Source organism: Streptomyces sp. RK62, from assembly GCF_018070255.1.
Classification (GTDB): domain Bacteria; phylum Actinomycetota; class Actinomycetes; order Streptomycetales; family Streptomycetaceae; genus Streptomyces; species Streptomyces nigra.
Genome location: NZ_JAGPYD010000015.1, coordinates 100370 through 119356, shown reverse-complemented (window position 1 = coordinate 119356; position 18987 = coordinate 100370). Strand labels below are relative to the sequence as shown.

Sequence of the window (18987 nt, the reverse complement as noted above, 5' to 3'; positions counted from 1 at the left end):
AACGACGGACGCAGTGAACGATTCCGCCAAGGCCGCGACCGGCGGGCGGTGCCGGGCGGCGGTGCTCGGTTCCCCCATCCGGCACTCCCTGTCCCCGGTGCTGCACCGCGCCGCCTACGCCGAACTCGGGCTCACCGGCTGGTCGTACGACCGCTTCGAGGTCGACGAGGCGGCCCTGCCCGGCTTCCTCGCCGAGCTCGGTCCCGAGTGGGCAGGGCTGTCGCTGACCATGCCGCTGAAGCGCGCCGTCATCCCGCTGCTCGACGAGATCAGCGAGACGGCCGCCTCGGTCGAGGCCGTCAACACCATCGTCGTCACCGAGGACGGCCGCCGCGTCGGCGACAACACCGACATCCCCGGCATGGTCGCCGCCCTGCGGGAACGCGGCATCGAGGAGGTCGGCTCGGCCGCCGTCCTCGGCGCCGGCGCCACCGCGTCCTCGGCGCTGGCCGCGCTGGCCCGGGTGTGCACCGGCGAGGTCGTGGCGTACGTCCGCAGCCAGGCGCGCGCCGCCGAGATGAGGCAGTGGGGCGCGCGGCTCGGCATCGAGGTCCGTACGGCGGACTGGGCCGACGCCGCCGAGGCGCTGAGCGCCCCGCTGGTAATCGCCACGACTCCCGCGGGCACCACCGACGCCCTCGCCCACGCCGTGCCCGAGCGCCCCGCCACCCTCTTCGACGTGCTGTACGACCCCTGGCCGACCGAGCTCGCGGCTCGCTGGTCCATGTTCGGCGGGGCCGTCGTCAGCGGCCTCGACCTGCTGGTCCACCAGGCCGTGCTCCAGGTGGAGCAGATGACCGGGCGCACCCCGGCACCGCTGGAGGCGATGCGAAAAGCGGGGGAGCGCGCGCTGGCGGACCGCTAGGATCCGCTGAGTTCCGCAGGGGGCGGAGCAGTTTTCACAGGGGGAGCACGACACCGTGTCCACAGGTGTGCCGATCGCGTCCGGCAAGAGCGAGATATTCGAGATCGTCCTCCAGTTCATGCCGGACTGGATCCAGATTCCCGTCCTGATCCTGGTCGTGCTCCTCGTGGTGGGGTCCTGGGTCTTCAAGGGCAAGCGCAAGCTCGACCAGCGGCGTGCGCGGCGCCAGGGACAGGCGCCCGTCATGGCGCCCCAGCCGGCGCAGGCCAGGGGAGCGGACTTCCTCGGTCCGTACGCCCCGCAGCAGCAGACCCAGCCGCCCCAGCAACCCGCCGGGCAGCCGAGCGGCGCCGACTTCCTCGGCTCCTACGCCCCGCCGCGGCGCCAGGGCGAGCCCTCCGTCTGACCCCGCCGCCGTCCGCCGGCCGTCCACCGGCCGTCCGCCAGATGGACCGGCGGCCGGTGGCCCGGCCCGGACGTGGGAGGATCGGAGGTGGCGGGCCCGGGCCGCGCACCTGGCCGCCGTCGCGGTACGCGCAGACGCGCGTACGCAGTGCAGTACCAGGGCGCGAGCATCGAGGAGCACCGTTGAGCAGGTTGCGCTGGCTGACCGCGGGGGAGTCCCACGGCCCCGCACTCGTCGCGACGCTGGAGGGCCTTCCCGCCGGCGTGCCGATCACCACGGAGATGGTGGCGGACCACCTGGCCCGGCGCCGCCTCGGCTATGGACGCGGTGCGCGCATGAAGTTCGAGCGCGACGAGGTCACCTTCCTCGGCGGCGTCCGGCACGGCCTCACCCTCGGTTCCCCGGTCGCGATCATGGTGGGCAACACCGAGTGGCCCAAGTGGGAGCAGGTCATGGCGGCCGACCCGGTCGACCCGGAGATCCTGGCCGGGCTCGCCCGCAACGCCCCGCTGACCCGGCCCCGCCCCGGCCACGCCGACCTCGCCGGCATGCAGAAGTACGGCTTCGACGAGGCCCGGCCGATCCTGGAGCGTGCGTCCGCCCGGGAGACGGCCGCCCGTGTGGCGCTGGGCGCTGTGGCGCGGTCGTACCTCAAGGAGACGACCGGCATCGAGATCGTCAGCCATGTCGTCGAGCTGTGCTCCGTCAAGGCCCCGCGGGGCGTCTACCCGACCCCGGCCGACGTCGAGAAGCTGGACGCCGACCCGCTGCGCTGCCTCGACGCCGACACCTCCAAGGCGATGGTCGCGGAGGTCGACCAGGCCCACAAGGACGGTGACACCCTCGGCGGTGTCGTCGAGGTGCTCGCCTACGACGTGCCGGTGGGCCTCGGCTCGCATGTGCACTGGGACCGCAAGCTGGACGCCCGGCTCGCCGGTGCCCTCATGGGCATCCAGGCCATCAAGGGCGTCGAGCTCGGCGACGGCTTCGAGCTGGCCCGCGTCCCCGGCTCCAAGGCGCACGACGAGATCGTGAAGACCGAGGACGGCATCCGGCGCACCTCCGGCCGCTCCGGCGGCACCGAGGGCGGCCTGACCACCGGTGAGCTGCTGCGGGTCCGCGCCGCGATGAAGCCGATCGCCACGGTGCCGCGCGCCCTGAAGACCGTCGACGTCACCACCGGCGAGGCCGCGCAGGCCCACCACCAGCGCTCCGACGTCTCCGCGGTCCCGGCCGCAGGCATCGTCGCCGAGGCCATGGTGGCGCTCGTCCTCGCGGACGCGGTCGCGGAGAAGTTCGGCGGCGACTCGGTCGCCGAGACCCGCCGCAACGTCCGGTCGTACCTCGACCACCTGGCCATCCGATGAGCGGGGCGCCCGTGGTGGTGCTGGTCGGGCCGATGGGGGTGGGCAAGTCCACCGTCGGCGGGCTGATGGCCGAGCGGCTCGGCGTCGGCTACCGCGACACCGACGACGACATCGTGGCCGAGCAGGGCCGCACCATCTCCGAGGTCTTCGTCGACGACGGCGAGGCCGCCTTCCGCGCGATGGAGAAGCAGGCCGTAGGCCGGGCGCTCGAGGAGCACGACGGCGTCCTGGCGCTCGGCGGCGGGGCGGTCCTCGACGCCGGCACCCGGGCCCTGCTCGCCGGACAGCGGGTCGTCTACCTCTCCATGGACGTCGAGGAGGCCGTGAAGCGCACCGGCCTCAACGCCGCCCGCCCGCTGCTCGCGGTCAATCCGCGCAAGCAGTGGCGCGAGCTCATGGAGGCCCGCCGCCCGCTGTACGAGGAGGTCGCGACGGTCGTCGTGGCCACCGACGGCCGTACCCCCGAAGAAGTCACCGAAGCCGCGCTGGACGCACTGGAGTTGAAGGACGCATGACCGAGGCAGTGACGCGGATCCAGGTCGGCGGCAGCGCGGGCAGCGACCCGTACGAGGTCCTGGTGGGCCGTCAGCTCCTGGGCGAGCTGGGCGGGTTGATCGGGGACCGGGCCAAGCGGGTCGCGGTCATCCACCCGGAGGCGCTGGCCGAGACCGGTGAGGCGCTGCGGGCCGACCTGGCCGCACAGGGCTTCGAGGCGGTCGCCATCCAGGTCCCGAACGCGGAGGAGGCCAAGACCGCCGAGGTGGCCGCCTACTGCTGGAAGGCGCTCGGCCAGTCCGGCTTCACCCGCACCGACGTCGTCGTCGGCGTCGGCGGCGGCTCCACGACGGACCTCGCCGGCTTCGTGGCCGCCACCTGGCTGCGCGGGGTGCGCTGGATCGCCATCCCCACCACCGTGCTGGCCATGGTGGACGCGGCGGTCGGCGGCAAGACCGGCATCAACACCGCCGAGGGCAAGAACCTCGTCGGCGCCTTCCACCCGCCCGCCGGGGTCCTGTGCGACCTGGCCGCGCTGGACTCCCTGCCCGTCCACGACTACGTCTCCGGGCTCGCCGAGATCATCAAGGCGGGCTTCATCGCCGACCCGGCGATCCTGGAGCTCATCGAGGCGGACCCGCAGGCCGCGCGCACCCCCGAGGGCCCGCACACCGCCGAGCTGATCGAGCGCTCGATCCGGGTCAAGGCCGAGGTCGTCTCCTCGGACCTCAAGGAGTCCGGCCTGCGGGAGATCCTCAACTACGGCCACACGCTGGGTCACGCCATCGAGAAGAACGAGCGCTACCAGTGGCGGCATGGTGCCGCCGTCGCCGTCGGCATGCACTTCGCCGCCGAACTCGGGCGCCTGGCCGGGCGGTTGGACGACGCCACCGCCGACCGGCACCGCACGATCCTCGAGTCCGTCGGGCTGCCGCTGCACTACCGCTACGACCAGTGGCCCAAGCTGCTGGAGACCATGAAGGTCGACAAGAAGTCCCGCGGTGACCTGCTGCGCTTCATCGTCCTGGACGGCCTGGCCAAGCCGACCGTCCTGGAGGGACCGGACCCCGCCGTGCTGCTCGGCGCGTACGGCGAAGTCGGCCAGTAAGTCCACGGACGCACGATTGTGTCCGATTCGCCTGTGGCGATGGGCACTTCGGACCGCCCCCGGCCGTTCACCAAAGGACGGCCGGGGGCGGTACCGTTCGGTAGGGAGCGGGGCCGGGCCCCGCTGCCAGCGCCAATGGCCATGGACGACGAGACGGAGTGGCACCGGATGCAGCACGCAGTGGGTTCTCCGCTGCCGCCGCCCCACCAGCCGGGGCACGGTTGGTCGCCGGCCGCGCACCACCCCGGAGCGCAGGGAGCCCAGCAGGGGCCCGCGCCGCAGCAGGGGGCCGCGCCCGTGCCGCCGGGCTTCGCACCCCCAGGGCCCCCGGCGCCCGCCCCGCAGCACGGCTACGGCCCGCCGGCGCCCGAGACCACGGGCCATGTCCCGCTGCCGCCCGGCGGCCCCGTCGGCATGCCCAGCGCCCCACCCGCCACCACGGCCCCCGACCCGGCGTCCACGACCCTCGCGGTGCTGCTGATCGGCCCGGCCGGCGCGGGCAAGACGAGCGTCGCCAAGTACTGGGCGGACCACCGCCGGGTGCCCACCGCCCACATCAGCCTCGACGACGTCCGTGAGTGGGTCCGCTCCGGCTTCGCCGACCCCCAGTCCGGCTGGAACGACCACTCCGAGGCCCAGTACCGCCTGGCCCGCCGCACCTGCGGCTTCGCCGCGCGCAACTTCCTGGCCAACGGGATCTCGTGCATCCTCGACGACGCCGTCTTCCCCGACCGGCCGGTCGTCGGCCTCGGCGGCTGGAAGCGCCATGTCGGCCCCGGCCTGCTGCCGGTCGTCCTCCTCCCGGGCCTGGAGATCGTCCTGGAGCGCAACGCCGAACGCTCGGGCAACCGCCGCCTCACCGACGAGGAGGTCGCCCGCATCCACGGCCGCATGGCCGGCTGGTACGGCTCGGGCCTCCCCATCATCGACAACTCCCAACTGGACGTCCCCCAGACAGCCCAGATCCTCGACGAGGTCCTCACCCGCTCCCTCGCCAGCCCCCCAGCCTGGTAAGCACCAGCACCTCTCAGGGACGCGCGGAACCGCGCGATCAACCCCCACAGGCTGAAGGCCGACGAACGAGGCCCACCACCCACCCCCCTGGGGGCGCGGGGAGCCCCCACGGGCCGGAGCCCGACGAACAAGCGGGACCACCCACCCCCTCAGGGGCGCGGGGAACTGCGCGATCAACCCCCACCGGCCCAAGGTCGAAAAGCAACCACGACCACCCCCCCAGGGGCGCGGGGAACTGCGCAAGCACCCCCCACCGGCCGAGGCCGACAACAACACCCGCACCGCCCACTCAGCCGCTCCCAACCGGCGCCAACCCCGCGGAGCTCATACGCTCGGGTCATGTCAGAGGTGTACGCCACCCGCCGCTCCCGCCTGAGGGACCGCTGCCAAGCCAGCGGCAGCGCCACCGCGCTGATCTCCCGCCCCGCAAACGTCCGCTACCTCGCGGGCGCCGCCCCACGGGGCGCCGTGCTGCTCCTCGGCAAGACCGAAGACCTGCTCGTCTGCGCCGAGCCGCCCGACGAGCGCCCTTACGAGGGCCGCCCCGACGAAGCGCTGCTCATCCACACCCTGCCCCGCCCCGGCGGGGACGCCGCCGTCGCCGCAGCCGGCCTCGCCGCGTCACAGGGCGCGGACTCGCTCGCCGTGGAGGAGCACCACCTCACCGTCTCCCGGCACCGGGCCGTCCATGAGACCGCGCCGCAACTGCGCCTGGCCGGCCTCGGTACCGCCGTGGAACAGCTCAGGGTCGTCAAGGACGAGGAGGAGATCTCCTGCCTCCGGATCGGCGCGGAGATCGCCGACCAGGCCCTCGGCGAACTCCTCGAGTCCATCCTCGTGGGCCGCACCGAACGCCACCTCGCCCTGGAGCTGGAGCGCCGCCTCGTCGACCACGGCGCCGACGGCCCCGCCTTCCCGACGGCCGTCGCCACCGGCCCCCACTCCGGACGCCGTGCGCACCGGCCCACCGACCGCAGGGTCGAGGAGGGCGACTTCCTCTCCGTCTGCCTCGGCGCCACCTACCGCGGCTACCGCTGCGAGATCGGCCGTACCTTCGTGATCGGCACGTCCCCCGCGGACTGGCAGATCGAGCTGTACGACCTCGTCTTCGCCGCTCAGCGCGCCGGACGGGAGAGCCTGACGCCGGGCGTCGCCTACCGCGACGTGGACCGTGCCGCCCGCCAGGTCCTGGACTCCGCCGGGCACCATGAGGGCCTGCCGTCGCTCATGGGCCACGGTGTCGGACTCGAAATCGACGAGGACCCGCAGTTGGCCCCCGCGGCCATGGGTAAACTGGACGCTTGCGTGCCGGTCACCGTCGAACCGGGGGTCCACCTCCCGGGCCGGGGCGGCGTCCGGATCGATGACACGCTCGTCGTCCGCCCCGAGGCGGACGGCGGACCCGAGCTACTCACCATCACGACCAAGGAGCTGCTCGCCCTGTAGGCAGGTGCGTGCGCCGGGGTCGTCCACGTCAGTCCAGGAGATTCCGCAACCGTGGCTTCCACGAACGACCTCAAGAACGGCATGGTGCTCAAGCTCGAAGGCGGCCAGCTCTGGTCCGTCGTCGAGTTCCAGCACGTCAAGCCCGGCAAGGGCCCGGCCTTCGTGCGCACCAAGCTCAAGAACGTGCTGTCCGGGAAGGTCGTCGACAAGACCTTCAACGCCGGCGTGAAGGTCGAGACGGCCACCGTCGACAAGCGCGACATGCAGTTCTCCTACATGGACGGCGAGTACTTCGTCTTCATGGACATGGAGACCTACGACCAGCTCATGGTCGACCGCAAGGCCGTCGGCGACGCCGCCAACTTCCTGATCGAGGGCTTCACCGCCACCGTCGCGCAGCACGAGGGCGAGGTGCTCTTCGTCGAGCTGCCGGCCGCCGTCGAGCTCGTCATCCAGGAGACCGAGCCGGGCGTCCAGGGCGACCGCTCCACCGGTGGCACCAAGCCCGCCACCCTGGAGACCGGCCACCAGATCCAGGTCCCGCTCTTCATCACCACCGGTGAGAAGATCAAGGTCGACACCCGCACGAGCGACTACCTCGGCCGGGTGAACAGCTAACCGTGGCTGCCCGCAACACGGCCCGTAAGCGCGCCTTCCAGATCCTCTTCGAGGGCGACCAGCGCGGTGTCGGCGTCCTCACCGTCCTCGCGGACTGGGTCCGGCTGTCCCGCGAGGACACCCGGCAGCCGCCGGTCAGCGAGTACACGATGCTGCTGGTCGAGGGTTACGCCGAGCGCGCCCGGCGGATCGACGAGCTGATCGCGCAGTACTCGGTCGGCTGGACGCTGGACCGGATGCCGGTGGTGGACCGCAACATCCTGCGCCTCGGCGCGTACGAACTGATCTGGGTCGACGAGACTCCGGACGCGGTCGTGCTGGATGAGATGGTCCAGCTGGCGAAGGAGTTCTCCACGGACGAGTCGCCGTCGTTCGTGAACGGCCTGCTCGGCCGCTTCAAGGATCTGAAGCCGTCGCTGCGCCGCGAGGACGCGTAGCTTCCGATCAGCCCGATCAGCCCGATCAGCCCGATCAGCCCGATCAGCCCGATCAGCCCGATCAGCCCGATCAGATCGATGAGATCGATCAGGTGACATGCCGAAGGGCCCGCAGCATCCGCGCTGCGGGCCCTTCGGCATCTCCCGGCACCCGGCTCCCGGACGCGGCTCCCAGGGCCGCAGAAAGCCGCCGGGGTGGCCGGAGCCAATCGGCGCCGGGCACCCCCGCGCGACCTTTCAGCTGAGTGGGCCCAAGCCTGGGGTCGGCTCAGCTCTCCTCGGCGTGGGAGACCGCGCGACGCGCGTCCGCGTCGAGGACACCCCAGCTGATCAGCTGCTCGGTGAGGACCGAGGGGGACTGGTCGTAGATGACGGCGAGTGTGCGCAGGTCGTCCTGGCGGATCGACAGCACCTTGCCGTTGTAGTCACCGCGCTGCGACTGGATCGTCGCCGCGTACCGCTGGAGCGGACCCGCCTTCTCGGCCGGCACATGGGCCAGCCGCTCCAGGTCCAGGACCAGCTTCGGCGGCGGCTCGGCGGCCCCGCCCGGCGTGGTCCCCGGCAGGAGCTCCTGCACCGGCACGCCGTAGAAATCCGCCAGCTCTGCGAGCCGCTGCACGGTCACGGCGCGGTCGCCGCGCTCGTACGAACCGACCACGACGGCCTTCCAGCGGCCCTGGGACTTCTCCTCGACACCGTGGAGGGAAAGGCCCTGCTGGGTGCGGATGGCCCGGAGCTTGGCCCCGAGCTGTTTGGCGTATTCGCTGGACATATAGCTCCCCGGCACTGGGTCGACGCGACTGGCTTGGCTTCCATGCCGCGCGGTTGGTAACTCACTGTGAGGTTACGCAGCGTTACTCTCGTGCGTCAAGCCGAATGGTCCACACCGACGCTTCCGCTTCGCCGCCGGCCGATTGGGCCAGGGGGGTGACAGGGGGTGTACCGGGGGCCTGCTACCGTGGATGGCGCAAACCAGACGTCCTTTAAGGTCCGTCCCGTGAGGCGGAGAAGGAGGTCCCTTTCGTATGGACAGGCAGCAGGACACCCAAGCGTCCGACGCCCGGCCCGTGCTCGAAGGCCCTGACATCGCGCGGGTTCTGACCCGCATCGCCCACGAGATCGTCGAACGCGCCAAGGGCGCCGACGACGTGGTGCTCCTCGGCATTCCCACGCGAGGGGTCTTCCTCGCCCGGCGGCTCGCTGCCAAGCTGGAGGAGATCACCGAGCGCAAGATCCCGGTCGGCTCGCTCGACATCACCATGTACCGGGACGATCTGCGCATGCATCCGCCGCGTGCGCTGGCCCGCACCGAGATCCCCGGTGACGGCATCGACGGCCGCCTCGTCGTCCTCGTCGACGACGTGCTCTTCTCCGGCCGCACCATCCGCGCCGCCCTCGACGCCCTGAACGACATCGGCCGCCCGCGCGCGGTGCAGCTCGCCGTCCTCGTCGACCGCGGTCACCGCGAACTCCCCATCAGGGCCGACTACGTCGGCAAGAACCTCCCCACGTCGTTGCGGGAGACGGTCAAGGTCCAGCTCGCCGAGGAGGACGGTCGCGACACCGTGCTGCTCGGTGCCAAGCAGACCCCCCAGTAGCGCCGCACGGCGTACGCCGCCGTCGTACGCCCGCTCAGTGCGCCCCGGCGTACCCGTCTGCCCGAAATCTCCTTCATGAACTGCCTTACGGAGCCTGACAGATGCAGCGTCATCTCATCTCGGCCGCCGACCTCACCCGCGACGACGCCGTCCTGATCCTCGACACCGCCGAGGAGATGGCCCGGGTCGCCGACCGGCCGATCAAGAAGCTGCCGACCCTGCGCGGCCGCACCGTCGTCAACCTCTTCTTCGAGGACTCCACGCGCACGCGTATCTCGTTCGAGGCCGCGGAGAAGCGCCTGTCCGCGGACGTCATCAACTTCACCGCCAAGGGCTCCAGCGTGTCCAAGGGCGAGTCCCTGAAGGACACCGCCCAGACCCTGGAGGCCATGGGCGTGGACGCCGTCGTCATCCGGCACGGGGCCTCCGGGGCGCCGTACCGACTGGCCACCTCCGGGTGGATCGACGCCCACGTCATCAACGCCGGCGACGGCACCCACCAGCACCCCACCCAGGCCCTGCTGGACGCCTTCACGATGCGGCGCCGGCTCGTCGGCCGGGACGCCGGGATCGGCCGCGACCTCGACGGGCGGCGCATCACCATCGTCGGCGACGTCCTGCACAGCCGGGTCGCCCGCTCCAACGTCGACCTGCTGCACACGCTCGGCGCCGAGGTCACCCTGGTCGCCCCGCCCACCCTGGTGCCGGTCGGCGTCGAGACCTGGCCCTGCGAGGTGTCGTACGACCTCGACGCCGTCCTGCCCAAGTCCGACGCCGTGATGATGCTGCGCGTCCAGCGCGAGCGAATGAACGCCGCCTTCTTCCCGACCGAGCGCGAGTACTCGCGGCGCTACGGCCTCGACGGCGACCGCATGGCCCGGATGCCGGAGCACGCCATCGTGATGCACCCCGGCCCGATGGTCCGCGGCATGGAGATCACCGCCGAGGTCGCCGACTCCGACCGCTGCACCGTCGTCGAGCAGGTCGCAAACGGAGTCTCCATCCGCATGGCCGTCCTCTACCTGCTGCTCGGCGGCAACGAACCGGCCGTCACCCACACCCGCACCGAGGAGAAGTGAAGAAGATGAGCAAGACCCTGATCCGAGGTGCCAAGGTGCTCGGCGGCGAGCCGCAGGACGTGCTGATCGACGGCGGGATCATCGCCGAGGTCGGCACCGGGCTGAGCGCCGAAGGCGCCGAGGTCGTCGAGGCGGCCGGCAAGGTGCTGCTCCCCGGCCTGGTCGACCTGCACACCCATCTGCGCGAGCCCGGCCGCGAGGACTCCGAGACCGTCCTGACCGGCACCCGCGCGGCGGCCTCCGGCGGCTACACGGCCGTCTTCGCCATGGCCAACACCTTCCCCGTCGCCGACACCGCCGGCGTGGTCGAGCAGGTCTACCGGCTCGGCCAGGAGCACGGCTACTGCGACGTGCAGCCCATCGGCGCCGTCACCGTCGGCCTGGAGGGCCGCAAGCTCGCCGAGCTCGGCGCCATGCACGAGTCGGCCGCCGGTGTCACCGTCTTCTCCGACGACGGCAAGTGCGTCGACGACGCCGTGATCATGCGCCGCGCGCTGGAGTACGTGAAGGCCTTCGGCGGCGTCGTCGCCCAGCACGCGCAGGAGCCCCGCCTCACCGAGGGCGCCCAGATGAACGAGGGCGTCGTCTCCGCCGAGCTGGGCCTCGGCGGCTGGCCGGCGGTGGCCGAGGAGTCGATCATCGCCCGCGACGTCCTGCTCGCCGAGCACGTCGGCTCCCGCGTCCACATCTGCCATCTGTCGACCGCCGGGTCCGTGGAGATCGTCCGCTGGGCCAAGTCCCGCGGCATCGACGTCACCGCCGAGGTCACCCCGCACCACCTGCTCCTCACCGACGAGCTGGTGCGCACCTACAACCCGGTCTACAAGGTGAACCCGCCGCTGCGCACCGAGCGGGACGTCCTCGCGCTGCGCGAGGCGCTCGCCGACGGCACGATCGACATCGTCGCCACCGACCACGCCCCGCACCCCCACGAGGACAAGGACTGCGAGTGGGCCGCCGCAGCCATGGGCATGGTCGGCCTGGAGACCGCGTTGTCAGTGGTGCAGGAGACCATGGTGGACACCGGGCTCCTCACCTGGGCCGGGGTCGCCGAGCGCATGTCCGCCAAGCCCGCCGAGATCGGGCAGGCCAAGGGCCACGGCCGCCCCGTCTCGGCTGGTGAGCCCGCCAACCTCACGCTCGTCGACACGGCATACCGTGGGTCCGTGGACCCCGCGGGCTTCGCCTCGCGCAGCCGGAACACCCCGTACGAGGGGCGTGAGCTGCCGGGTCGTGTCACCCACACCTGGCTCCGGGGCAAGGCCACGCTCGTCGACGGGAAGCTCACGTGACACCTGCAACACTCCTCGCAGCCGGACTCGCCACGGACCAGAAGTCCGCCGAGGTCACCGACTGGGCCGCCCGCGTGGGCTGGGTCGTCGGACTGGGCCTGTTCGTCGCGCTCGTCTACTGGCTGATGCGCGAGGGCTGGAAATGGCGCGGCACGCTCCAGGGCGACCTGCCCGCGCTGCCCAGCGCGCCGGACGACCCGGGCCCGGCGAGACTGAGCATGAGCGGCCGCTACCACGGCTCCACCACCGCCGGTCAGTGGCTGGACCGCATCGTGGCGCACGGCCTGGGCACCCGCAGCCGGGCCGAGCTCACCCTGACGGACGCGGGACTGGACGTCGTACGCCCCGGCGCGGCCGACTTCTTCGTCCCCGCGGACCGGCTGCGCGGCGCCCGGCTCGACAAGGGCATCGCCGGCAAGGTCCTCACCGAGGGCGGCCTGCTCGTGGTGACCTGGGCGCACGGCGACCGGCTGATCGACTCCGGGTTCCGCTCGGACCACGCGGCCGAGCACACCGCCTGGGTCGACGCCCTCAACTCCATGACCAACGACAGCACCACGGAAGGCGCCGAACGATGACCACCTCCACAAGGGGAGCCGGCAAGGTTCCCGCGGTACTCGTCCTGGAGGACGGCCGGATCTTCCGCGGCCGAGCCTACGGGGCCGTGGGGGTGACCTTCGGCGAGGCCGTGTTCTCCACCGGCATGACCGGCTACCAGGAGACCCTGACCGACCCGTCGTACCACCGCCAGGTCGTCGTGATGACCGCCCCGCACGTGGGCAACACCGGCGTCAACGACGAGGACCCCGAGAGCAAGCGGATCTGGGTCGCCGGATACGTCGTCCGCGACCCCGCGCGCACCCCCTCCAACTGGCGCTCGCGGCGCTCCCTGGACGACGAGCTGCGCGCCCAGGGCGTCGTCGGCATCTCCGGCGTCGACACCCGTGCCCTCACCCGGCACCTGCGCGAGCGCGGCGCCATGCGCGTCGGCATCTTCTCCGGCAACGCCCTGCCCGACGAGGGCACCATGCTCACCGAGGTCCGCCAGGCCCCCGAGATGGAGGGCGCCGACCTCTCCGCCGAGGTCGCCACCAAGGAGGCGTACGTCGTCCCCGCGATCGGCGAGAAGAAGTTCACCGTCGCCGCCGTCGACCTCGGCATCAAGGGCATGACCCCGCACCGGATGGCCGAGCGCGGCATCGAGGTGCACGTGCTGCCCGCCACGGCGACCGTCGACGACGTGTACGCGGTGAACCCCGACGGAGTGTTCTTCTCCAACGGCCCCGGCGACCCCGCCACCGCCGACCACGCCGTCTCCGTGATGCAGGGAGTGCTGGAGCGCAAGACCCCGCTGTTCGGCATCTGCTTCGGCAACCAGATCCTCGGCCGTGCCCTCGGCTTCGGCACCTACAAGCTGAAGTACGGCCACCGCGGCATCAACCAGCCGGTGCAGGACCGCACCACCGGCAAGGTCGAGGTCACCGCGCACAACCACGGCTTCGCCGTGGACGCCCCGCTCGACCAGGCGTCCGAGACCCCCTACGGCCGCGCCGAGGTCTCCCACGTCTGCCTGAACGACAACGTGGTGGAGGGCCTGCGGCTCCTCGACCGCCCGGCATTCAGCGTCCAGTACCACCCCGAAGCGGCAGCGGGCCCGCACGACGCCGCCTACCTGTTCGACCGCTTCGTATCCCTGATGGAGGGCCAGCGTGCCTAAGCGCACCGATATCCAGTCCGTCCTGGTCATCGGCTCCGGCCCGATCGTCATCGGCCAGGCCGCCGAGTTCGACTACTCCGGCACCCAGGCGTGCCGCGTGCTCAAGGCCGAGGGCCTGCGCGTCATCCTGGTCAACTCCAACCCGGCGACGATCATGACCGACCCGGAGATCGCCGACGCCACCTACGTCGAGCCGATCACCCCGGAGTTCGTCGAGAAGATCATCGCCAAGGAGCGCCCCGACGCGCTGCTGCCGACCCTGGGCGGCCAGACGGCCCTCAACACGGCGATCTCGCTGCACGAGGCCGGCACCCTGGAGAAGTACGGCGTCGAGCTGATCGGCGCCAACGTCGAGGCCATCAACAAGGGCGAGGACCGCGACCTCTTCAAGGAGGTCGTCGAGGAGGTCCGCAAGAAGATCGGGCACGGCGAGTCCGCCCGCTCGGTGATCTGCCACTCCATGGACGACGTGATCCAGGGCGTCGAGACGCTCGGCGGCTACCCGGTCGTCGTCCGCCCCTCCTTCACCATGGGCGGCGCCGGCTCCGGCTTCGCGCACGACGAGGAGGAGCTGCGCCGTATCGCGGGCCAGGGCCTCACGCTCTCGCCGACCACCGAGGTGCTCCTGGAGGAGTCCATCCTCGGCTGGAAGGAGTACGAGCTGGAGCTGATGCGCGACAAGCACGACAACGTCGTGGTCGTCTGCTCCATCGAGAACTTCGACCCGATGGGCGTGCACACCGGCGACTCCATCACCGTCGCCCCGGCGATGACGCTCACCGACCGCGAGTACCAGACCCTGCGCGACATCGGCATCGCCGTGATCCGCGAGGTCGGCGTCGACACCGGCGGCTGCAACATCCAGTTCGCGGTGAACCCTGAGGACGGCCGGGTCATCGTCATCGAGATGAACCCGCGCGTGTCGCGCTCCTCGGCGCTCGCCTCCAAGGCGACCGGCTTCCCCATCGCCAAGATCGCCGCAAAGCTGGCCGTCGGCTACACGCTGGACGAGATCCCGAACGACATCACCCAGGAGACCCCGGCCTCCTTCGAGCCGACGCTCGACTACGTGGTCGTCAAGGCCCCCCGGTTCGCCTTCGAGAAGTTCCCGAGCGCCGACTCCACCCTCACCACCACCATGAAGTCGGTCGGCGAGGCCATGGCCATCGGCCGCAACTTCACCGAGGCCTTCCAGAAGGCGCTGCGCTCCCTGGAGAAGAAGGGCAGCCAGTTCACCTTCGTCGGCGACCCCGGCGACAAGGACGAGCTGCTGCGCGAGGCGGTCCGGCCCACCGACGGCCGTATCAACGCGGTGATGGGGGCCATCCGCGCGGGCGCCACCCCCGAGGAGGTCTTCGACGCCACGAAGATCGACCCATGGTTCGTCGACCAGCTCTTCCTCATCAAGGAGATCGCCGACGAGCTCGGCGAGTCCCCCGAGCTGACCCCCGACCTGCTGGCCGAGGCCAAGCGGCACGGCTTCTCCGACCAGCAGATCGCCGAGATCCGCGGGCTGCGCGAGGACGTCGTCCGCGAGGTGCGGCACGCGCTCGGCATCCGCCCGGTCTACAAGACGGTCGACACCTGCGCCGCCGAGTTCGCCGCCCGGACGCCGTACTTCTACTCCTCCTACGACGAGGAGACCGAGGTCGCGCCGCGCGAGAAGCCGGCCGTCATCATCCTGGGCTCCGGCCCCAACCGCATCGGCCAGGGCATCGAGTTCGACTACTCCTGCGTCCACGCCTCCTTCGCGCTGAGCGACGCCGGGTACGAGACCGTGATGGTCAACTGCAACCCGGAGACCGTCTCCACCGACTACGACACCTCCGACCGGCTGTACTTCGAGCCGCTGACGCTGGAGGACGTGCTGGAGATCGTCCACGCCGAGCGCCAGGCCGGACCGGTCGCCGGTGTCGTCGTCCAGCTGGGCGGCCAGACCCCGCTGGGTCTGTCGCAGGCGCTCAAGGACAACGGCGTGCCGATCGTCGGCACGTCCCCCGAGGCCATCCACGCCGCCGAGGACCGCGGCGCGTTCGGCCGCGTCCTCGCCGAGGCGGGCCTGCCCGCCCCCAAGCACGGCACCGCCACCACCTTCGCCGAGGCCAAGGCCATCGCCGACGAGATCGGCTACCCGGTCCTGGTGCGCCCGTCGTACGTCCTCGGCGGACGCGGCATGGAGATCGTCTACGACGAGACCCGGCTGGAGTCCTACATCGCCGAGTCCACCGAGATCAGCCCGTCGCGGCCGGTCCTCGTCGATCGGTTCCTGGACGACGCCATCGAGATCGACGTCGACGCCCTCTACGACGGCACCGAGCTCTACCTCGGCGGCGTCATGGAGCACATCGAGGAGGCCGGCATCCACTCCGGCGACTCGGCGTGCGCGCTGCCCCCGATCACCCTGGGCGGCTTCGACATCAAGCGGCTGCGCGCCTCCACGGAGGCCATCGCCAAGGGCGTCGGGGTACGCGGACTGATCAACATCCAGTTCGCGATGGCCGGCGACATCCTCTACGTCCTGGAGGCCAACCCGCGCGCGTCCCGTACGGTCCCCTTCACCTCGAAGGCGACCGCGGTGCCGCTCGCCAAGGCCGCCGCCCGGATCTCGCTGGGCGCGACCATCGCCGAGCTGCGCGCCGAGGGCCTGCTCCCGGCGACCGGCGACGGCGGCGAGCTGCCGCTGGACGCGCCGATCTCCGTCAAGGAGGCCGTCATGCCGTGGTCGCGCTTCCGCGACATCCACGGCCGCGGCGTCGACACGGTCCTCGGCCCGGAGATGCGCTCCACCGGCGAGGTCATGGGCATCGACAGCGTCTTCGGCACGGCGTACGCCAAGTCGCAGGCCGGTGCGTACGGCCCGCTGCCCACCAAGGGCCGCGCGTTCATCTCGGTCGCCAACCGCGACAAGCGCTCGATGATCTTCCCGGCGCGCGAGCTGGTCGCCCACGGCTTCGAGCTGATGGCCACCTCCGGCACCGCCGAGGTCCTCAAGCGCAACGGCATCAACGCCACCGTCGTGCGCAAGCAGTCCGAGGGCACCGGCCCGAACGGCGAGAAGACCATCGTCCAGCTCATCCACGACGGCGAGGTCGACCTCATCGTCAACACCCCGTACGGCACCGGCGGCCGCCTCGACGGCTACGAGATCCGTACGGCCGCCGTGGCGCGCTCGGTGCCGTGCCTGACGACGGTCCAGGCGCTCGCCGCCGCCGTCCAGGGCATCGACGCCCTCAACCACGGCGACGTGGGCGTCCGATCGCTCCAGGAACACGCCGAACACCTGACCGCGGCCCGCGACTAGCAGTCGACGAGGGGGACACCGGAACGGTGTCCCCCTCTTCATGAGGGAATCATGTACAAGATCTTCTTCACCTGCTTCTTCCAGCGGATGGACCCGGAGCAGGCCCACCACCTCGCCTTCCGCTGGATCCGTCTCGTCGCCCGCATCCCCGTGCTGCGCACCTTCGTCGCCGCTGCCCTCGCGCCCCGCTACAAGGAGCTGCGCACCGAGGCGTTCGGGCTGCGCATGCACGGGCCGTTCGGGCTCGCCGCCGGCTTCGACAAGAACGCCGTCGCGATCGACGGCATGTCGATGCTGGGCTTCGACCACGTCGAGATCGGCACGGTCACGGGGGAGGCCCAGCCGGGCAACCCCAAGAAGCGGCTGTTCCGGCTCGTGCCGGACCGGGCGCTGATCAACCGCATGGGGTTCAACAACGACGGCTCGCTGGCCGTGGCGGCCCGCCTGGCGTCCCGTACGCCGGTCTTCAGGACCGTCGTGGGCGTCAACATCGGCAAGACCAAGGTCGTGCCCGAGGCCGAGGCCGCCGCCGACTACGTGAAGTCCGCCGAGCGGCTGGCGCCGTACGCGGACTACCTCGTCGTCAACGTCTCGTCGCCCAACACCCCCGGACTGCGCAACCTGCAGGCCACCGAGTCGCTGCGACCCCTGCTGACGGCCGTGCGCGAGGCCGCCGACCGTGTGGTGACCACCCGCCGGGTGCCGCTGCTCGTGAAGATCGCGCCGGACCTCGCCGACGAGGACGTGGACGCCGTCGCCGACCTCGCCGTCGAGCTGGGCCTGGACGGCATCATCGCCACCAACACCACCATCGCGCGCCAGGGGCTCGGCCTGAAGTCCGACCCCGCCCTGGTCGAGGAGACCGGCGGACTCTCCGGAGCGCCCCTCAAGGCACGCTCGCTGGAGGTCCTGAGGCGCCTGTACGCGCGCGTGGGCGACCGGATCACCCTTGTGGGGGTCGGCGGCATCGAGAACGCCGAGGACGCCTGGCAGCGCATCCTGGCGGGCGCCACCCTGATCCAGGGCTACAGCGCCTTCATCTACGAGGGCCCCTTCTGGTGCCGCGCCCTGCACAAGGGGCTCGCGGCCCGCCTGCGCACCAGCCCGTACGCCACCCTCGCCGACGCGGTCGGCGCCGACGTGAGGAAGACGGTATGACCGAGCCCTTCGGCAGTCGACTGCGCCGTGCCATGGACGAGCGCGGCCCCCTGTGCGTGGGAATCGACCCGCACGCCTCCCTGCTCGCCGAGTGGGGTCTGGGCGACGACGTCGCAGGCCTGGAGCGGTTCAGCCGTACGGTCGTGGAGGCGACCGCCGACCGGATCGCCGTCCTCAAGCCGCAGAGCGCGTTCTTCGAGCGCTTCGGCTCCCGCGGTGTCGCCGTCCTGGAGAGGACGGTGGAGGAGGCGCGGGCGGCCGGCGCGCTGGTCGTCATGGACGCCAAGCGCGGCGACATCGGCTCGACGATGGCCGCGTACGCCGAGTCCTTCCTGCGCAAGGACTCGCCGCTGTTCTCCGACGCGCTGACGGTGTCGCCGTACCTCGGCTACGGCTCGCTGTCCCCGGCGGTCGCGCTGGCCCGCGAGAGCGGCACCGGTCTGTTCGTGCTCGCCCTCACCTCCAACCCGGAGGGCGGCGAGGTCCAGCACGCGGTCCGCGCGGACGGCCGGGACGTCGGCGCGACGATGCTCGCGCACCTCGCCGCGGAGAACGCGGGGGAGGAGCCGCTGGGCTCCTTCGGTGCGGTCGTCGGGGCCACGCTCGGTGACCTGTCGTCCTACGACCTCGCCATCAACGGCCCGCTGCTCGCGCCCGGCATCGGCGCCCAGGGGGCGACGCCCGCGGATCTGCCCAGGGTGTTTGGCGCCGCCGTGCGCAACGTCGTCCCGAACGTCAGCCGGGGTGTGCTGCGGCACGGCCCCGACGTGGTCGCTCTGCGTGACGCCGCGTCACGCTTCGCCGACGAGGTGCGGGCGGCCGTGGCGGGCGTCTGAGCGCCGCAGGTGACGTCGAAGCCGGCCGCGGAGTCCTCCGATGAGTGCTCCGCGGCCGACTTGAGTCTGGATACATCCTCAAATCCGGGGCAGTATGTCTTAAATGTCCGGCCTGACGGAGGCTGACCAGGACTTTTCCGCTGTTCTCGCTGACTCTTGCGGACTTGCCCGCTAGTCTCCGACGAGAGTCAGTGGGCAAGCGTGTTGCTCGTGGCTCCCCAGGTGTGGGGCGACTAGGTTCCTCACCGGT

At 71.5% G+C, this 18987-nt stretch carries 18 protein-coding genes; 17 read left to right on the top strand and 1 reads right to left on the bottom strand.

The features are described 5' to 3' along the window. Nucleotides 1-13 precede the first annotated feature (13 nt). From KBY32_RS27290 to nusB, 9 genes are all read left to right on the top strand, one after another. On the top strand, nucleotides 14-865 hold the full coding sequence (locus KBY32_RS27290; RefSeq protein WP_308293801.1) for a shikimate dehydrogenase: 852 nt from the start codon (nucleotides 14-16) through the stop codon (nucleotides 863-865). 55 nt (nucleotides 866-920) lie between these two features. Further along, entirely contained in the window at nucleotides 921-1271 is a 351-nt protein-coding gene (locus tag KBY32_RS27285) for a hypothetical protein (protein WP_210981992.1), read from the top strand. Between the two features lie 182 nt (nucleotides 1272-1453). Next, on the top strand, nucleotides 1454-2638 hold the full coding sequence (aroC, locus tag KBY32_RS27280) for a chorismate synthase (protein ID WP_055623775.1): 1185 nt from the start codon (nucleotides 1454-1456) through the stop codon (nucleotides 2636-2638). After that, nucleotides 2635-3153 carry a shikimate kinase gene (locus tag KBY32_RS27275; RefSeq protein ID WP_210981991.1) on the top strand — a complete coding sequence of 173 codons (519 nt, stop codon included), beginning with the start codon at nucleotides 2635-2637 and terminating at the stop codon, nucleotides 3151-3153. Before aroC ends, KBY32_RS27275 begins: the two co-directional genes overlap by 4 nt. Beyond that, nucleotides 3150-4241 (top strand): 3-dehydroquinate synthase, encoded by a 1092-nt coding sequence (aroB, locus tag KBY32_RS27270; RefSeq protein WP_055623773.1) that lies wholly within the window; start codon nucleotides 3150-3152, stop codon nucleotides 4239-4241. The genes KBY32_RS27275 and aroB overlap by 4 nt, the downstream gene beginning before the upstream one ends. A 168-nt stretch (nucleotides 4242-4409) precedes the next feature. Further along, nucleotides 4410-5255 (top strand): Pro-rich N-terminal domain-containing protein, encoded by an 846-nt coding sequence (locus tag KBY32_RS27265; RefSeq protein WP_115506505.1) that lies wholly within the window; start codon nucleotides 4410-4412, stop codon nucleotides 5253-5255. 339 nt (nucleotides 5256-5594) lie between these two features. Then, complete coding sequence (locus KBY32_RS27260; protein WP_210981990.1) at nucleotides 5595-6701, top strand: aminopeptidase P family protein; 1107 nt, start codon at nucleotides 5595-5597, stop codon at nucleotides 6699-6701. A 51-nt stretch (nucleotides 6702-6752) separates the two neighbouring features. Further along, entirely contained in the window at nucleotides 6753-7319 is a 567-nt protein-coding gene (gene efp / locus KBY32_RS27255; protein ID WP_015661807.1) for an elongation factor P, read from the top strand. A gap of 2 nt (nucleotides 7320-7321) precedes the next feature. Then, the gene (gene nusB, locus KBY32_RS27250; RefSeq protein WP_210981989.1) at nucleotides 7322-7756 is read left to right on the top strand and encodes a transcription antitermination factor NusB; all 435 of its coding nucleotides are present in this window, start codon (nucleotides 7322-7324) and stop codon (nucleotides 7754-7756) included. A 268-nt stretch (nucleotides 7757-8024) separates the two neighbouring features. On the opposite strand, the gene bldD is transcribed toward nusB, so the two are convergent. After that, entirely contained in the window at nucleotides 8025-8528 is a 504-nt protein-coding gene (gene bldD, locus KBY32_RS27245; protein ID WP_004002691.1) for a transcriptional regulator BldD, read from the bottom strand. A gap of 253 nt (nucleotides 8529-8781) precedes the next feature. On the opposite strand from bldD, the gene pyrR reads away from it, so the two are divergent. From pyrR to pyrF, 8 genes are all read left to right on the top strand, one after another. Beyond that, nucleotides 8782-9354 (top strand): bifunctional pyr operon transcriptional regulator/uracil phosphoribosyltransferase PyrR, encoded by a 573-nt coding sequence (gene pyrR / locus KBY32_RS27240; RefSeq protein WP_055623770.1) that lies wholly within the window; start codon nucleotides 8782-8784, stop codon nucleotides 9352-9354. A gap of 101 nt (nucleotides 9355-9455) precedes the next feature. Further along, entirely contained in the window at nucleotides 9456-10433 is a 978-nt protein-coding gene (locus KBY32_RS27235; RefSeq protein WP_055623769.1) for an aspartate carbamoyltransferase catalytic subunit, read from the top strand. A 5-nt stretch (nucleotides 10434-10438) separates the two neighbouring features. Beyond that, nucleotides 10439-11725, top strand: a complete 1287-nt coding sequence (locus tag KBY32_RS27230) for a dihydroorotase (RefSeq protein WP_210981988.1) — start codon at nucleotides 10439-10441, stop codon at nucleotides 11723-11725. Continuing rightward, the gene (locus KBY32_RS27225; RefSeq protein ID WP_210981987.1) at nucleotides 11722-12303 is read left to right on the top strand and encodes a hypothetical protein; all 582 of its coding nucleotides are present in this window, start codon (nucleotides 11722-11724) and stop codon (nucleotides 12301-12303) included. The genes KBY32_RS27230 and KBY32_RS27225 overlap by 4 nt, the downstream gene beginning before the upstream one ends. After that, a complete protein-coding gene (gene carA / locus KBY32_RS27220) occupies nucleotides 12300-13442 on the top strand; it encodes a glutamine-hydrolyzing carbamoyl-phosphate synthase small subunit (protein ID WP_115506426.1) in 1143 nt (380 codons plus the stop codon). The genes KBY32_RS27225 and carA overlap by 4 nt, the downstream gene beginning before the upstream one ends. Then, complete coding sequence (gene carB, locus KBY32_RS27215; protein WP_115506427.1) at nucleotides 13435-16743, top strand: carbamoyl-phosphate synthase large subunit; 3309 nt, start codon at nucleotides 13435-13437, stop codon at nucleotides 16741-16743. Before carA ends, carB begins: the two co-directional genes overlap by 8 nt. Nucleotides 16744-16794: 51 nt before the next feature. Next, nucleotides 16795-17901 (top strand): quinone-dependent dihydroorotate dehydrogenase, encoded by a 1107-nt coding sequence (locus KBY32_RS27210; RefSeq protein ID WP_210981986.1) that lies wholly within the window; start codon nucleotides 16795-16797, stop codon nucleotides 17899-17901. Beyond that, entirely contained in the window at nucleotides 17898-18737 is an 840-nt protein-coding gene (gene pyrF, locus KBY32_RS27205; protein WP_210981985.1) for an orotidine-5'-phosphate decarboxylase, read from the top strand. Before KBY32_RS27210 ends, pyrF begins: the two co-directional genes overlap by 4 nt. The last annotated feature ends 250 nt before the right edge of the window (nucleotides 18738-18987 follow it).

Coding starts and splice junctions, on each gene's coding strand:
- KBY32_RS27275 (WP_210981991.1), top strand. CDS start 2,635: ATGAGCGGGGCGCCCGTGGTGGTGCTGGTCGGGCCGATGGGGGTGGGC.
- pyrR (WP_055623770.1), top strand. CDS start 8,782: ATGGACAGGCAGCAGGACACCCAAGCGTCCGACGCCCGGCCCGTGCTC.
- KBY32_RS27235 (WP_055623769.1), top strand. CDS start 9,456: ATGCAGCGTCATCTCATCTCGGCCGCCGACCTCACCCGCGACGACGCC.
- carA (WP_115506426.1), top strand. CDS start 12,300: ATGACCACCTCCACAAGGGGAGCCGGCAAGGTTCCCGCGGTACTCGTC.
- aroB (WP_055623773.1), top strand. CDS start 3,150: ATGACCGAGGCAGTGACGCGGATCCAGGTCGGCGGCAGCGCGGGCAGC.
- KBY32_RS27210 (WP_210981986.1), top strand. CDS start 16,795: ATGTACAAGATCTTCTTCACCTGCTTCTTCCAGCGGATGGACCCGGAG.
- KBY32_RS27260 (WP_210981990.1), top strand. CDS start 5,595: ATGTCAGAGGTGTACGCCACCCGCCGCTCCCGCCTGAGGGACCGCTGC.
- pyrF (WP_210981985.1), top strand. CDS start 17,898: ATGACCGAGCCCTTCGGCAGTCGACTGCGCCGTGCCATGGACGAGCGC.
- KBY32_RS27230 (WP_210981988.1), top strand. CDS start 10,439: ATGAGCAAGACCCTGATCCGAGGTGCCAAGGTGCTCGGCGGCGAGCCG.
- bldD (WP_004002691.1), bottom strand. CDS start 8,528: ATGTCCAGCGAATACGCCAAACAGCTCGGGGCCAAGCTCCGGGCCATC.
- KBY32_RS27265 (WP_115506505.1), top strand. CDS start 4,410: ATGCAGCACGCAGTGGGTTCTCCGCTGCCGCCGCCCCACCAGCCGGGG.